The sequence below is a fragment of the Streptomyces sp. genome, from assembly GCF_035563135.1.
Classification (GTDB): domain Bacteria; phylum Actinomycetota; class Actinomycetes; order Streptomycetales; family Streptomycetaceae; genus Streptomyces.
The window spans coordinates 1-14,983 of the sequence record NZ_DATMVN010000498.1 but is presented as its reverse complement, the minus strand read 5'-3'; the positions used below and the strand labels follow the sequence as shown (position 1 = coordinate 14,983).

11 protein-coding genes and 1 pseudogene are annotated in these 14,983 nt (G+C 70.0%); 2 read left to right on the top strand and 10 right to left on the bottom strand.

The genetic code is table 11. The annotated features are described in order from the left end of the window. The 8 genes from pgk to uvrA form a co-directional block, all read right to left on the bottom strand. Positions 1-224 (bottom strand): phosphoglycerate kinase (pgk, locus tag VN520_RS21920; protein WP_325748641.1); only part of this gene is annotated, 224 nt, incomplete at its 3' end. A gap of 112 nt (positions 225-336) precedes the next feature. Further along, a complete protein-coding gene (gap, locus tag VN520_RS21915) occupies positions 337-1,347 on the bottom strand; it encodes a type I glyceraldehyde-3-phosphate dehydrogenase (RefSeq protein ID WP_104789935.1) in 1,011 nt (336 codons plus the stop codon). A gap of 683 nt (positions 1,348-2,030) precedes the next feature. Next, a complete protein-coding gene (whiA, locus tag VN520_RS21910; RefSeq protein ID WP_018104603.1) occupies positions 2,031-3,020 on the bottom strand; it encodes a DNA-binding protein WhiA in 990 nt (329 codons plus the stop codon). Next, on the bottom strand, positions 3,011-4,045 hold the full coding sequence (locus tag VN520_RS21905) for a uridine diphosphate-N-acetylglucosamine-binding protein YvcK (RefSeq protein WP_325748640.1): 1,035 nt from the start codon (positions 4,043-4,045) through the stop codon (positions 3,011-3,013). Before VN520_RS21905 ends, whiA begins: the two co-directional genes overlap by 10 nt. Further along, positions 4,042-4,947, bottom strand: coding sequence for an RNase adapter RapZ (gene rapZ / locus VN520_RS21900; protein ID WP_325748639.1), 906 nt, complete (start codon positions 4,945-4,947; stop codon positions 4,042-4,044). The genes VN520_RS21905 and rapZ overlap by 4 nt, the downstream gene beginning before the upstream one ends. Before the next feature lie 56 nt (positions 4,948-5,003). Next, on the bottom strand, positions 5,004-7,133 hold the full coding sequence (gene uvrC, locus VN520_RS21895; protein WP_325748638.1) for an excinuclease ABC subunit UvrC: 2,130 nt from the start codon (positions 7,131-7,133) through the stop codon (positions 5,004-5,006). A gap of 150 nt (positions 7,134-7,283) precedes the next feature. Beyond that, on the bottom strand, positions 7,284-7,712 hold the full coding sequence (locus VN520_RS21890) for a Rieske (2Fe-2S) protein (protein ID WP_325748637.1): 429 nt from the start codon (positions 7,710-7,712) through the stop codon (positions 7,284-7,286). 303 nt (positions 7,713-8,015) lie between these two features. Continuing rightward, entirely contained in the window at positions 8,016-11,033 is a 3,018-nt protein-coding gene (gene uvrA / locus VN520_RS21885; protein ID WP_325748636.1) for an excinuclease ABC subunit UvrA, read from the bottom strand. Between the two features lie 175 nt (positions 11,034-11,208). Between uvrA and VN520_RS21880 the strand changes: the two genes are divergently transcribed. Both VN520_RS21880 and VN520_RS21875 read left to right on the top strand, forming a co-directional pair. Then, positions 11,209-11,898 carry a maleylpyruvate isomerase family mycothiol-dependent enzyme gene (locus VN520_RS21880; protein ID WP_325748635.1) on the top strand — a complete coding sequence of 230 codons (690 nt, stop codon included), beginning with the start codon at positions 11,209-11,211 and terminating at the stop codon, positions 11,896-11,898. Between the two features lie 10 nt (positions 11,899-11,908). After that, entirely contained in the window at positions 11,909-12,565 is a 657-nt protein-coding gene (locus VN520_RS21875) for an MBL fold metallo-hydrolase (protein ID WP_325748634.1), read from the top strand. Between the two features lie 62 nt (positions 12,566-12,627). Here VN520_RS21875 and VN520_RS21870 read toward each other — a convergent pair whose 3' ends face one another. Continuing rightward, the gene (locus VN520_RS21870; protein ID WP_325748633.1) at positions 12,628-13,626 is read right to left on the bottom strand and encodes a TerC family protein; all 999 of its coding nucleotides are present in this window, start codon (positions 13,624-13,626) and stop codon (positions 12,628-12,630) included. Positions 13,627-13,883: 257 nt separating this feature from the next. After that, positions 13,884-14,983 (bottom strand): annotated as a pseudogene (locus VN520_RS21865) (export associated protein); the annotation flags it as partial.

Sequence of the window (14,983 nt, the reverse complement as noted above, 5' to 3'; positions counted from 1 at the left end):
CGCAGCGAGTACTTCTCGTCGGGCTCGCCCTTCGGACGGCCGAGGTGTGCGACGACGACCACCCGCGCGCCGGCCTCGGCCAGCGCGCGGATCGTCGGCACCGACGCACGGATGCGGCCGTCGTCGGTGATCGTGGTGCCGTCCAGCGGCACATTGAGGTCGGCGCGGACGAATACCCGCTTGCCCGCGACCCCTTCGGCGAGAAGTTCGTCGATCGTCTTCATCTGTTCCCGTACTCCTTGGAAGGACTGATGAGCATGCGAGGGGGCCCGAACGGCGCCGCGTCGCGCCGTCCGAGCCCCTCACATCACACCTGGATGTCTGCCGATCCTAGGATCAGAGCTGGCCGCCGACGAAGACGGTCAGGTCGACGAGGCGGTTGGAGTAACCCCACTCGTTGTCGTACCAGCCGAGGATCTTCACCGAGTTGCCCTCCTGGACCATGGTCAGGGAGGAGTCGAAGGTGCAGGACGACGGGTCGCCGACGATGTCCGAGGACACGATCGGGTCCTCGGTGTAGGTCAGGAAGCCCTTGAGGTCGCCGTCGTCGGACGCCTTCTTGAACGCGGCGTTGACCTCGTCCTTGGTGACCTCGCGCTGCAGGGTCACGACGAGGTCGGTGGCGGAACCGGTCGGGACCGGGACGCGCATCGCGATGCCGTCGAGCTTGCCCTTGAGCTGCGGGAGGACCAGGGCGGTCGCCTTGGCGGCGCCCGTCGTGGTCGGGATGATGTTCTCGGCGGCGGCGCGGGCGCGACGCAGGTCCGAGTGCGGGAAGTCCAGGATGCGCTGGTCGTTCGTGTACGCGTGGACCGTCGTCATCAGACCCTTGACGATGCCGAAGTTCTCGTCGAGGACCTTGGCCATCGGCGCCACGCAGTTGGTGGTGCAGGAGGCGTTGGAGATGACGTGGTGGTTCGCCGCGTCGTACTTGTCCTGGTTGACGCCCATCACGATGGTGATGTCCTCGTCCTTGGCCGGAGCCGAGATGAGGACCTTCTTGGCGCCGCCGGCGATGTGCTTCTCGGCGTCGGCCTTCTTGGTGAAGATGCCGGTCGACTCGATGACGATGTCGACGCCCAGCTGACCCCAGGGGATGTCGGCCGGGTTGCGCTCAGAGAGCACCTTGATGGTGTGGCCGTCGACGGTGATGGTGTCGGCGGTGTGGCTGACCTCTGCCTTGAGACGACCCAGAATGGTGTCGTACTTCAGCAGGTGAGCCGTGGTCGCAGTGTCACCCAGGTCGTTGACAGCCACGATCTCGATGTCCGCACCCTGCTCCAGCAGCGCGCGGAAGTAGTTACGACCGATGCGGCCAAAGCCGTTGATGCCTACGCGGATCGTCACGAACCGATCTCCTCGTTAGGAACGCCGGTTTCGATGCCGGCGAGTTTTATAGGGATGTCCCCGACCGCCTCCGACCCTACCTCTCCGAAGCCTCCGGAGTGACATCGAGAGCGCCACCACGGAGAGGGATGTCCTTATTTCTGAGTAGGAGCACCGGATTCCGGCCGAGGGGGACTACGGACACAGCCTTGCCCGTCATGCGGTCACCAAGCGTCAACGACTGCGGGAGCCGGTCGCCTTGCGTCGGGAGGGCGGGCGCCGGGCGCCGTCGGCGCGAGGTCACCGCGAGTCACCGGCACGGACCCGGCCGTGGCGCTTGCGGCTACCGCCGGCGGCGGCGGCAAAGGCCCGCCGCGGGACTTCCGGAGTGCGCGGCGGCGGAACCTGGAAAGTTGCGCGCTCAATCGTGCGACCCGGCACTCAATCGATGAAATTCCGGGCCGCCTGCGTGCTTTCGGGGCACCGGGGCGGCGAAAACGCGGAAGTACGCTCCGCTCAATTGTGCGGGGCGGCACTCAAAAGCATTCCGGAAAAGCTCTCCGCCCATTCGGAATGGCTCCGGCCCGGCCGGAAAATGCCCTGCTCCGTCGCCTCCGGGGCCCGGCGGCGAGGGGTCCCGCGGACGGGGCGCCGGAGGAAGAGCCCGGCCGCGCGCGGAAGGCGGCTGGGCTCTCCAGCGGCTCTCAGCCCACGAGGCCGTCGGCCAGTTCCTCGCTGAGGGTCGATTCCGTCCCCGGGATCCCGAGGTCCTGGGCCCGCTTGTCGGCCATGGCCAGCAGGCGCCTGATCCGGCCCGCGACCGCGTCCTTGGTCAGCGGCGGGTCGGCGAGCGCTCCCAGCTCCTCCAGGGAGGCCTGCTTGTGCTCCATACGCAGCCGTCCGGCCGCCGCGAGGTGCTCCGGCACCTCCTCGCCCAGGATCTCCAGCGCGCGCCCCACCCGGGCTCCCGCGGCGACCGCGGCACGGGCGGAGCGGCGGAGGTTGGCGTCGTCGAAGTTGGCGAGCCGGTTGGCCGTGGCGCGGACCTCGCGCCGCATCCGGCGCTCCTCCCAGGCCAGCACCGACTCATGGGCGCCGAGACGGGTCAGCAGGGCGCCGATCGCGTCACCGTCGCGGACGACGACGCGGTCGACCCCGCGCACCTCCCGGGCCTTGGCCGCGATGGACAGCCTGCGGGCGGCACCGACCAGGGCGAGCGCGGCCTCCGGGCCGGGGCAGGTCACCTCCAGCGAGGAGGACCTGCCCGGCTCGGTGAGCGAGCCGTGAGCCAGGAAGGCGCCACGCCAGGCCGCCTCGGCGTCGCAGGTGGCCCCCGAGACCACCTGCGGGGGCAGGCCGCGGATGGGACGGCCGCGGCCGTCCACCAGGCCGGTCTGGCGCGCCAGCTGGTCGCCGCCGGCCACCACCCGTACGACGTAGCGGGAGCCCCGGCGCAGTCCGCCGGGAGCCATCACGATCAGCTCCGAGCTGTGCCCGAAGATTTCGAGGATGTCCCGCTTGAGCCGGCGGGCGGCCATCGCCGTGTCCAGTTCGGCCTCGATCACGATCCGGCCGCTCACCAGGTGCAGCCCGCCCGCGAACCGAAGAATCGCCGAGACCTCCGCCTTTCTGCAGCAGGTCCGGGTCACGGGAAGCCGGGAGACTTCGTCCTTCACCGCTGGCGTCATCGCCATGGGCCGATCCTTCCATGCATCCGAAAAATACGGTCGTACGCGGCGGCCAACAGCTCCGGATCATGAATCGGAACGCCGTCGGGTGAGGCCACGGGGGCCAGCTCGACCGCGGCTCCGAGCCGCTGTGCGGCGTCGGCGAGGGACTCGCGGTCGAACACGGCGGCCTCGTCGGCCAGCACCACGTCCATGGCGAGTTTAGGGGCGTGTCGTCCCAAAACCTCCAAATGACGCTGCGGTGAGAAGCCTTCTGTTTCACCGGGCTGCGGTGCGAGGTTCAGCGAGAGGACCTTACGGGCCTTCGTGGTCACCAGTGCGTCGAGCAGCTCGGGCACCAGGAGATGCGGAATCACGGAGGAGAACCAGGACCCGGGGCCGAGCACCACCCAGTCGGCGTCGAGCACCGCGGCCACCGCTTCGGGGACCGCCGGCGGGTCGGCCGGCACGACGTGGACGGACTGCACCTCACCGGGGGTCAGCGCCACCGTCGCCTGGCCGCGCACGGTGACCGTGTCCTCGGGGCGCTCCGGGTCGTGGCCCCGTACGAGTGCCTGGAGCTCCAGGGGCACGGCGGACATGGGCAGCACCCTGCCGTGCGCTCCGAGCAGCCTGCCGACCAGGTCGAGGGCCTGGACATGGTCGCCCAGCTGCTCCCAGAGGGCCACGATGAGCAGATTGCCCACCGCGTGCTCGTGCAGGTCGCCCTTGGACTCGAAGCGGTGCTGGATGACCTGGGCCCAGGTCTGGCCCCATTCGTCGTCCCCGCAGAGCGCGGCGAGCGCCTTGCGCAGGTCGCCCGGCGGGAGGACGCCGAGCTCCTCACGGAGCCGGCCGCTGGAACCGCCGTCGTCGGCGACGGTCACCACGGCCGTGAGGTCGCCGGTGATCCGGCGGAGCGCCGTGAGCGAGGCCGACAGGCCCATGCCGCCGCCGAGGGCGACGACCTTGGGCTGTGCGGCGCGCTTCCGGCCGGAGAGCGCGGCCGTGGCCCTGCTCAGCCGGCGCTGGCGCAGATGGCGGTTGGTCACTCTCGCCCCATGTCCCGGTGGACGAGGACGGTCTCGATCCCCTCGGTGGCCAGCCGGGCGGCCAGCTTCTCCGACATGGCGACGGACCGGTGCTTGCCGCCCGTGCATCCGACAGCGATGGTCACGTAACGCTTGCCCTCGCGGCGGTACCCGGCGGCGATGAGCTGCAGCAGCTCCGTGTACTGGTTGAGGAATTCCTTGGCGCCCGGCTGGTCGAACACGTAGCCGGACACCTCCTCGTTGAGCCCGGTGAAGGGGCGGAGCTCCGGGACCCAGTGCGGATTGGGCAGGAAGCGGCAGTCGACGACCAGGTCGGCGTCGACCGGCAGTCCGTACTTGAAGCCGAACGACATCACCGTCGCCCGGAGCTCCGGCTCCTCGTCGCCGGCGAACTGCGCGTCCATCTTGGCCCGCAGCTCGTGCACGTTGAGGCTGGAGGTGTCGATGACGAGGTCGGCGTCGCCGCGCAGCTCACGCAGCAGGTCGCGCTCGGCCGCGATCCCGTCGACGATGCGGCCGTCGCCCTGGAGCGGGTGCGGACGGCGGACCGATTCGAAGCGGCGTACGAGGGCGTCGTCGGAGGACTCCAGGAAGACGATCCGCCGGGTGACGTGCTTGGCCTCCAGGTCCGCGAGGGACTCCCGGAGGTTGTCGAAGAAGCGGCGGCCCCGTACGTCGACGACCACGGCGATACGGGCCACGTTGCCCTGGGACCGGGCGCCGAGCTCCACCATCGTGGGGATCAGCGCGGGCGGCAGGTTGTCGACGACGAACCAGCCGAGGTCCTCCAGACACTTGGCGGCGGTGCTGCGCCCGGCGCCCGACATTCCGGAGATGATCACCAGCTCGGGGATGGCGGGCATGGCGGCCTCGGCCTTCTCCGTGGTGCTTCCCGTACTCACGTGTCCTGCTCCGTCTGCTCGGCCGCGTTCGTCCTGGTGTTCGTGCGCGTGCTCGGTCATGTCCTGCTGCCCCCGTCGTCCTCTTCGATGATCTCTCCAGTGGCGGTGTTCACGGCGGGCGCGGCCGGGGCGGCCGCGGCGAAGGCGACGGCCACCGATTCCGCGGTCCTGCGCCCTATCCCCGGCACCTCGCAGATCTCTTCGATTGTCGCCTGCCGGAGCTTCTTGACGGAACCGAAATGCTTGATCAATGCCTGCTTGCGGGTCTTGCCGAGGCCCGGCACGTCGTCCAGGGGGCTGCTGCGGATGCGCTTGGCCCGCTTGGCCCGCTGGTAGGTGATGGCGAAGCGGTGGGCCTCGTCCCGGATGCGCTGGAGGAGGTAGAGGCCCTCGCTGGAGCGGGGCAGGACCACCGGGTCGTCGTCATCGGGCAGCCAGACCTCTTCGAGGCGCTTCGCGAGCCCGCAGACGGCGATGTCGTCGATGCCCAGCTCGTCCAGGGCCCGCTTGGCGGCGGCGACCTGCGGCTGTCCTCCGTCGACGACCACGAGCTGCGGCGGGTAGGCGAAGCGCCTGGGGCGGCCGTCGTCCTCACGGGGCTCCTCCCGGGCCGGGGCGGTGTCCGGCGGGACGGGCGCCCCGGTCGCCGCCGCATGGTGCCCGAGGTCGTCCGGTGCGGACGCGGGCCCGTCCGGTGCGGGGCCCGCAGGGGCGGGGGCCACGAGTCCGGCGGGGGCGGGGACGGGGCCTGTCGGCGCCGGGGCCTCCTCCCACTCCCCCGTCCGCTCCTTCTCCTGGAGGTAGCGCTTGAAGCGGCGGCCGATGACCTCGTGCATCGACCGGACGTCGTCCTGGCCCTCGAAGCCCTTGATCTGGAAGCGGCGGTATTCGCTCTTGCGGGCGAGGCCGTCCTCGAAGACCACCATGGACGCGACCACGTCCTCACCCTGGAGGTGCGAGATGTCGAAGCATTCGACGCGCAGCGGAGCGGTGTCGAGGCCGAGCGCCTCGGCGATCTCCTCCAGGGCGCGTGAGCGGGTCGTGAGGTCGGAGGCACGCTTGGTCTTGTGCAGCCCCAGCGCCTGCTGGGCGTTCCGCTGGACCGTGGTCATCAGGTCCTTCTTGTCGCCCCGCTGGGGGATCCGCAGGCTGACCTGCGACCCTCTGCGGCCCGCGAGCCACTGGGAGACGGCCTCGGGGTCCTCGGGGAGAGCCGGGACCAGTACCTCCTTGGGGACGGAGTCACCCGTCTCCTCCCCGTACAGCTGCTGGAGCGCGTGTTCCACCAGGCCCGCCGTGTCGACGGCCTCGACCTTGTCGGTGACCCAGCCGCGCTGGCCGCGCACCCGCCCGCCGCGGACGTGGAAGATCTGGACCGCGGCCTCCAGCTCGTCCTCGGCCACGGCGATCAGGTCGGCGTCGGTGGCGTCGGCGAGGACGACGGCGCTCTTCTCCATGGCCCGCTTGAGCGCCCCCACGTCGTCGCGCAGCCGGGCCGCCCGCTCGTACTCCATCTCTTCGGCCGCCTGCGCCATGTCCTTCTCCAGGCGGCGGATGTACGTCCCGGTGCGGCCCGCCATGAAGTCGCAGAACTCCTCGGCCAGGTCCCGGTGCTCCTCGGGGCTGAGCCGTCCGACGCACGGGGCGGAGCACTTGCCGATGTATCCGAGGAGGCAGGGGCGGCCGGTCCGCTCGGCGTTCTTGAAGACACCCGCGGAGCAGGTGCGCACGGGGAAGACCCGGAGCATCAGGTCGACGGTCTCGCGGATCGCCCAGGCGTGCCCGTAGGGGCCGAAGTAGCGCACGCCCTTCTTCTTGGCGCCACGCATGACCTGGACGCGCGGGAACTCCTCGTTGAGCGTGACCGCGAGGTAGGGGTAGCTCTTGTCGTCGCGGTACTTGACGTTGAACCGGGGGTCGTACTCCTTGATCCAGGAGTACTCCAGCTGAAGCGCCTCGACCTCGGTGGAGACCACGGTCCACTCCACGGAGGCGGCCGTGGTGACCATGGTGCGGGTGCGCGGGTGCAGGCCGGCCAGGTCCTGGAAGTAGTTGGCCAGGCGCTGGCGCAGGTTCTTGGCCTTCCCGACGTAGATCACCCGGCGGTGCTCGTCGCGGAATTTGTAGACCCCCGGGGAGTCGGGGATCTGTCCCGGCTTGGGGCGGTAGCTGGAGGGGTCTGCCATGTCCCACACCCTACTGGCGGGCAGTGACAGACCGGCATTTCCGGGGGCCTCCAGGGCTGCGACGAGCAGCCGGGCCGGTCAGGCCCCGGGACCCGCGACGAGTAGCCGGGCCGGTCAGGCCCCGGGACCCGCGACGAGCAGCCGGGCCGGTCAGGCCCCGGGACCCGCGACGAGCTTTCCGCCCTCGACCTTCACCGGGACGGCGGGCAGCGGCACCGTGGCCGGGCCCTGCAGCGCCTTCCCCGTGGTCATGTCGAAGCGGCTGCCGTGGCAGGGGCAGTTGCCCTCGTTGCCCTCGACCTTGTCCAGGAGGCAGCCCGCGTGGGTGCACTGCGCGCTGAAGGCCTTGTACTGGCCGGCGGCCGGGCAGCTCACGACCACCCGCTGCTCGCGGTAGAGCTTGGCCCCGCCGACCGGGACCTCGTCCGCGGCACCGAGTTCCACCGGGGCGGTGGGCGTGGGCGTCTGCGCGTGGCCGAGCTTCGATTCGGTCGAACAGGCTGCCGCTCCCAGCCCGGCGGCACCGGCGAGAGCGGCGCCCTTCAGTACGGTACGGCGGGCGGCGGGCAGGCCGGACATGCGGTCTCCACTGGTCGGGGGGACAGAGAGCCGCCGTCACCGTCCGGGGCGCCGGGTGCCGCGGACTCCGGGCACGGGCCGCATCTGATGGCATGGGCGACAGACCCGACGATACCGGCGGAGAACCCCGGCGCTTCGACCGGCCCCGGAGAGCGCGCGGGACGGCGGGCGGACCGCCGCCGGGAAGGCCCCGGACGCCGGACGGGGCGGCACCCTCGTGCAGGGTGCCGCCCCGTCCGGACGGTGTCAGGTCTTACGCCCGGTGTCAGGCCTTACGCCCGGTGACAGGCCTTGCGGCCGGCGTCAGGCCTTCCGCGCGCGGGCGGCCTTCTTCGGCGCGGGCTGCTCGGCCGCCGCCTTCCCGCCCGTCCTGGCCGTGGCCGTCCTGCGGGCCGTGGACGCCTTTGCGGCGACGGCCTTCTTCGCGGGCGCCTTACGGGCCTTGCGGGCGGGGGACGCCGCGGCCTCACCGATCCGTTCCGCCCCCAGGACCTCCTGGAGGAACTTCCCGGTGTGGCTGGCCGGCACCGAGGCGATCTGCTCCGGGGTGCCCTCGGCGACGACCAGACCGCCGCCGCTGCCGCCCTCGGGGCCCATGTCGACGACCCAGTCGGCGGTCTTGATGACATCGAGGTTGTGCTCGATGACGATCACCGTGTTGCCCTTGTCGACCAGGCCGGACAGCACCGAGATGAGCTTGCTGATGTCCTCGAAGTGCAGTCCGGTCGTCGGCTCGTCCAGGACGTAGACCGTGCGGCCGGTGGAGCGCTTCTGCAGCTCGCTCGCCAGCTTCACCCGCTGCGCCTCACCACCGGAGAGCGTCGGAGCGGACTGGCCGAGCCTGACGTATCCGAGACCCACCTCGTTGAGCGTGCGCAGGTGACGGGCGATCGTCGGGACGGCCTCGAAGAACTCCAGGCCCTCCTCGATCGGCATGTCCAGCACCTCGGCGATGGACTTGCCCTTGTAGTGGACCTCCAGCGTCTCCCGGTTGTAGCGCGCACCGTGGCAGACCTCGCACGGGACGTACACGTCGGGCAGGAAGTTCATCTCGATCTTGATCGTGCCGTCGCCGGAGCAGTTCTCGCAGCGGCCGCCCTTGACGTTGAAGGAGAAGCGGCCCGGCAGGTAGCCGCGCACCTTCGCCTCCATCGTCTCCGCGAACAGCCTGCGGACGTGGTCGAAGACTCCGGTGTACGTGGCCGGGTTGGACCGGGGCGTACGGCCGATCGGCGACTGGTCGACGTGCACGACCTTGTCGACGAGGTCGTCGCCGTCGACCCTGGTGTGCCGCCCCGGGACCGACTTCGCACCGTTGAGCTCGCGCGCCAGGTGGGTGTAGAGGATGTCGTTGACCAGGGTCGACTTGCCCGAACCGGAGACACCGGTGACGGCTGTGAGCACGCCGAGCGGGAAGGAGACGTCGATGTCCTGGAGGTTGTTCTCCCGGGCGCCGTGCACCGTGAGCCGGCGCTCCGGGTCGACGGGGCGCCGGACGTCCGGCAGCTCGATCGCCCTCTTGCCCGAGAGGTACTGACCGGTGATCGACTCCTTGTTGGCCAGCAGCTCCTTGAGCGAACCGGAGTGGACGACCTTGCCTCCGTGCTCACCCGCGCCGGGGCCGATGTCGACGACCCAGTCGGCGACCTTGATGGTGTCCTCGTCGTGCTCGACGACGATGAGCGTGTTGCCCATGTCCCGGAGCCGGACCAGGGTCTCGATCAGCCGGTGGTTGTCCCGCTGGTGCAGGCCGATGGACGGCTCGTCCAGCACGTACAGCACGCCGACGAGTCCGGAGCCGATCTGGGTCGCGAGCCGGATGCGCTGGGCCTCACCGCCGGACAGCGTGCCTGCGGCACGGTTCAGCGAGAGGTAGTCGAGGCCCACGTCGACGAGGAACTTCAGCCGCTCGTTGACCTCCTTGAGGACCCGCTCGGCGATCTTCTTGTCGCGGGCGTTCAGCTTGAGGCGGCCGAGGAATTCGGCGCACTCGCTGATGGACATCGCGGCGACCTCGGCGATGGACCTCTCCATGACCGTCACCGCGAGGACCAGGGGCTTGAGCCTGGTCCCCTCACAGGTGGGGCAGGCGACCTCGCGCATGTAGCCCTCGAAGCGCTCCCGGCTGGAGTCGCTCTCGGCCTCGGAGTGACGCCGCTTGACGTACTGGACCGCGCCCTCGAAGCGGGGGGTGGTGTAGGCGCGCTCGCGCCCGTACCTGTTGCGGTAGCGGACCTCGGTCTGGATCTTGTGGCCGTGGAGCAGGGCCTTCTTGGCGCGCTGCGGCAGCCCGGCCCAGGGGATGTCCGTGCGGAAGCCGAGGGCGTCGGACAGCGCGGTGATCTGGCGCCCGAAGTACTCCTTGGTGTGGCCGTGCGACCAGGGGTGGATCGCACCCTCGTCCAGGGACTTGTCCTCGTCCGGGACGATCAGGTCCGGGTCGACCTCCATCCGCGTCCCGATGCCCGTGCAGTCCGGGCAGGCGCCGAAGGGGGAGTTGAAGGAGAAGGAGCGGGGCTCCAGCTCCTCGAAGGACAGGTCGTCGTACGGGCAGTAGAGGTGCTCGGAGTACATCCGCTCACGCTCGGGGTCGTCCGCCTCCAGGTCGACGAAGTCGAGCACGACCATGCCGCCGGAGAGGCCCAGCGCCGTCTCGACGGAGTCGGTCAGCCGGCGCTTGGCGCTGTCCTTCACCGTGAGGCGGTCGATGACCACCTCGACGGTGTGCTTCTCCTGCTTCTTCAGCTGGGGCGGCTCGGACAGCTGGATCGTCTCGCCGTCGACCCGGGCCCTGCTGTAGCCCTTGGTCTGGAGGTCGGCGAAGAGGTCGACGAACTCCCCCTTGCGCTCGCGCACCAGCGGGGAGAGGACCTGGAAGCGGCTGCCCTCGGGCAGACCGAGCACCTTGTCGACGATGGCCTGCGGCGACTGGCGCGCGATGGGCCTGGCGCACTCGGGACAGTGCGGCTTGCCGATCCTGGCGAAGAGCAGCCGGAGGTAGTCGTAGACCTCGGTGATGGTGCCGACCGTGGAGCGCGGATTGCGCGAGGTCGACTTCTGGTCGATGGAGACGGCGGGCGAGAGGCCTTCGATGAAGTCCACGTCCGGCTTGTCCATCTGGCCGAGGAACTGCCGGGCGTACGAGGAGAGCGACTCCACATAGCGCCGCTGCCCCTCGGCGAAGATCGTGTCGAACGCGAGCGAGGACTTGCCCGATCCGGAGAGCCCGGTGAAGACGATGAGGGAGTCACGGGGGAGATCGAGCGAGACGTTCTTCAGGTTGTGCTCGCGCGCGCCACGGACGATGAGACGGTCGGCCACGCCGGTCCGCACCTTTCTGGAGAGAAATGGGGGAACTGAGCCCCGGGCCCAGGGTATGGGGGGCGCCACAGCGATGTACGAAGCTTTCGACATCGAGCGTATAGCACGCGCATTCGATTTAAGGTCGACCGAAGACTCCATCACCCGAACGAGTGGCGGGGTCTACGCTCGGCTCATGACTGATCATGCGCGCGACCTGGAAGCTGTACGTGAAGCGACCGATCGGCTGCTCAGTGCCACGGGCACGATGGACGACGGCGCCGTTGCCGAGCCGTCGCTTCTGCCGGGCTGGAGCCGCGGCCATGTTCTTGCCCACCTGTCACGTAACGCCGACGCCCTCGTAAATGTTCTCCAGGGGCGCCCGATGTACGCGAACAGCGAAACCCGGGACGCCGACATCGAACGTGGTGCGTCCCGCCCCCTGGCCGGGCAGCTCGCTGACCTGCGGGCGAGCGGAGCGGCCTTCCTGGCCGCCGCCGAAGCGCCGACCGACTGGTCACGTACCGTCACGCTGCGCAACGGCGTGACGGACTCGGCCTCCCGGATCCCCTTCCGCCGCTGGGCCGAGGTCGAGCTGCACCACGTCGACCTGGGGGTGGGATACGGCCTGGAGGACCTGCCGGAGGAGTTCGTGATCCGGGAGAACGACTTCCTGGCCGAGCGGTTCGCCGGGCATCCCGGTGTCGTCCCCACGACGGCGGTCACCGAGGACGGCCGGCTGTGGACCACGGGCGGCGGGGCGGAGGGCGCCGCGGTCACCGTCCGGGGGACGGCCCCCGGCATCCTCGGCTGGCTCTGCGGGCGCCGTGACGGTTCCGCACTGACCGTGACGGGCGGCAGCCTTCCCCCGCTGCCCCCGCTATAGGCTGCGTCACATGACGTACAGCGGAGCGGTCAAGGTCGGCGGACCTGCACATGTGCACGAGCTGACGGATCTGATGATCTCCAAGGTCGCCGTCGGACCGATGGACAACAACGCTTATCTGCTGCGCTGCCGGGCCACCGGCGAGCAGCTCCTGATCGACGCGGCCGACGAGGCCGGGACGCTGCTGCGGCTGATCGGGGAGGACGGCATCGCGTCCGTCGTCACGACGCACCGGCACGGCGACCACTGGCAGGCGCTCGGGGAGGTGGTGGCGGCCACCGGAGCGCGGACGTACGCCGGGAGATACGACGCCGAGGGCATCCCGGTCCCGACCGACGAGCTCGTCGAGGACGGCGGCACGATCCGGGTGGGCCGGGTCTCCCTGACCGCCAGGCATCTGGCCGGCCACACCCCCGGATCCATCGCACTGGTCTACGACGACCCGCACGGGGCGCCGCACGTGTTCACCGGGGACTGCCTCTTCCCGGGCGGACTGGGCAATACGCGCAAGGACCCCGAGGCCTTCGCGAGCCTGCTCCACGATGTGGAGACCAAGCTCTTCGACCGCCTGCCGGACGAGACGTGGGTCTATCCCGGCCACGGTCACGACACCACGCTCGGCGCCGAGCGCCCGCACCTGCCCCAGTGGCGCGAACGCGGCTGGTGAACGGCTGAACGCCCGACGGCCGGACCCCCTCGGGGCCCGGCCGTCGGTGTGTCCGTGCGGCGCTACTTCTCCACGCCGACGTTCTCGCTGTCGTCCTTCTCCACGCCCTTCTCCGCCGCTTCCTGCTTCCTGGAGGCGATCAGGCTGGTGATCGTGGTGATCACCAGGACGCCGCAGATGACGGAGAGGGAGAACGGGATGGAGATCTCCGGGACGTGCACCCCGGACTCGTGCAGGGCGTGCAGCACCAGCTTGACGCCGATGAAGCCGAGGATCACCGAGAGCCCGTAGCTGAGGTGCACCAGCTTCTTCAGCAGACCACCGATGAGGAAGTACAGCTGACGCAGGCCCATCAGAGCGAAGGCGTTGGCGGTGAAGACGATGTACGGGTCCTGGGTCAGGCCGAAGATCGCCGGGATGGAGTCCAGCGCGAACAGCACATCGGTGGTGCCGATGGCGAGCATGACCACCATCAGGGGGGTCATGATGCGCTTGCCGTTGTTCCGGATGAAGAGCTTCGTCCCGTGGTACTTGTCGGCGACACCGAAGCGGTGCTCGATCGACTTCAGGAGACGGTTCTCCTCGAACTCGTCCTCCTCGTCGTCGGAACGCGCCTCCTGGATCAGCTTCCAGGCGGTGTAGATCAGGAACGCGCCGAAGATGTAGAAGACCCACGAGAAGTTGGCGATGACCGCGGCACCGGCGGCGATGAAGATCGCACGCAGCACCAGTGCGATCAGCACACCGATGAGCAGTACCCGCTGCTGCAGGTGGGAGGGCACCGAGAACTTCGCCATGATCAGGACGAAGACGAAGAGGTTGTCGACGCTGAGCGACTTCTCGGTGATGAAGCCGGCGAAGAATTCGCCCGAGGCCTGGCTCTCACCGAAGACCAGCAGGCCCAGTCCGAAGAGGGCGGCCAGGGCGATCCAGACGACGGTCCAGATTCCGGCTTCCTTGGTCGACACGTCATGGGGCTTGCGCCCGATGAAGAAGTCGACGGCGATGAGGGCGCACAGACCGAAAATGGTCAGCGCCCAGAGGGTCCATGAAACGTCCACTGCGCCTCCGGCAGTTTGCTACGGGCTATGGATCAGCGTCGTCGCTGCCGGAGGTCTCTTCCACCCGGGAGCGCGGGATGCGCGCCGGGCCGACGCCCCGGGACCGGTCACAGTCCGTACTGACGGGAACGCCGCGATCGGGAGTACTCCCCTCCGCACCAAGAACAGTACATGAAGCACCAAGAAACGGTAAAGCCTGGACCAAGGCGTGATCAAAGAGCCAGGTCAGGTGGCTTTCGGAGCCATCCGACCGGCTGTCACTCCGTCAGCGGCAGTCGCCGCGCCGCGGCCACCAGGGCGAGTACCTGTTCCAGGACCCGGCTGCCCTCCGGCACCCCAAGCGGTTCGTACGTCCACGCATGGCCCACCCAGGGGTCGGCGAGGTGGTCATCGGCCACGGGGGTGATCCTCAGCAACGACCGCCACAGGGGGTCGAGCACCGGGCCGTAGGCCCGGGCGTCCTCGCGGTCGGCCACCATCAGCAGGTGCACGCCCACCGAGGGTCCCTCGTCGGCCAGATAACGCAGCTGGGTGACGGCCCTGTCGTCGAAGCCGTGCGGGAAGTCGTTGACGATCAGCAGCTGCTCCCCCGTGTCGAGGTCCGGGGGCAGCGCGTCCGAGGCGCCGGCCCTGATGGCCATCTGCACGAGATCGACGCGCCGGGTGAGGCGGGCGAGGACCGTGGACACACCCGCCGCCCCGGTCGCGGGCGGCCCGGCGAGAACTCCGGCGCCCACCAGGGGCGAGAGGGGTCCGGCGGCGGAACCGGCCGGGTCGATGACGTGTACGGAGAATTCGCCGGCCGGGTGGACGGCGAGCAGCCGCGCGGCCAGGGCGACCGCGGTCTCCATGGCCGGCCTGCGCAGCTCGTCGCCGGCCGTCGCGGCGGCAGCCTCGGATGCCGTACGTCCGCTGTCGATCCAGATTCCGCGTTCCAGGGGCAGCCGCACCAGCAGCGGGATCCGCAGGCCGTCGTCCTCGGGCAGGTGGAGGTCGCCGACGCGCAGGGCCATCGCAATCTCCGTCGGGACGCGGTAGCCGTGCCAGACGGGGTTGTCCCAGCCCGCGTACGCGGCGGGGAGGGCCGGTTCGACGACGGCCAGCTCGGCGGCGAGCTGTCCGAGATCACGTTCGAGCGCCTCGCGTGCCCGGCCGGTGAGTTCGTCGCGCTTGGCCCGGGCTTCCTCGCGGGCGCGGGCGCCCGTGCCGCCGATGCGGCTGCGCGGGTCGGAAAGGGCGCGGTCGAGTTCCTGGTCCATCCGGGATCCGGCGAAGTCGACCGCGCTGCGGTATGCGGCGACGGCGCGGGCGAGGTCCTCGAACATGCCCCAGATCTGGTTGTGGAGGCGCTCGTCCA

What these genes read in the sequence shown, in the direction of transcription:
- whiA (WP_018104603.1), bottom strand. Translation starts at nt 3,020, where the DNA reads ATGGCGATGACGCCAGCGGTGAAGGACGAAGTCTCCCGGCTTCCCGTG.
- uvrC (WP_325748638.1), bottom strand. Translation starts at nt 7,133, where the DNA reads ATGGCAGACCCCTCCAGCTACCGCCCCAAGCCGGGACAGATCCCCGAC.
- VN520_RS21890 (WP_325748637.1), bottom strand. Translation starts at nt 7,712, where the DNA reads ATGTCCGGCCTGCCCGCCGCCCGCCGTACCGTACTGAAGGGCGCCGCT.
- VN520_RS21880 (WP_325748635.1), top strand. Translation starts at nt 11,209, where the DNA reads ATGACTGATCATGCGCGCGACCTGGAAGCTGTACGTGAAGCGACCGAT.
- VN520_RS21875 (WP_325748634.1), top strand. Translation starts at nt 11,909, where the DNA reads ATGACGTACAGCGGAGCGGTCAAGGTCGGCGGACCTGCACATGTGCAC.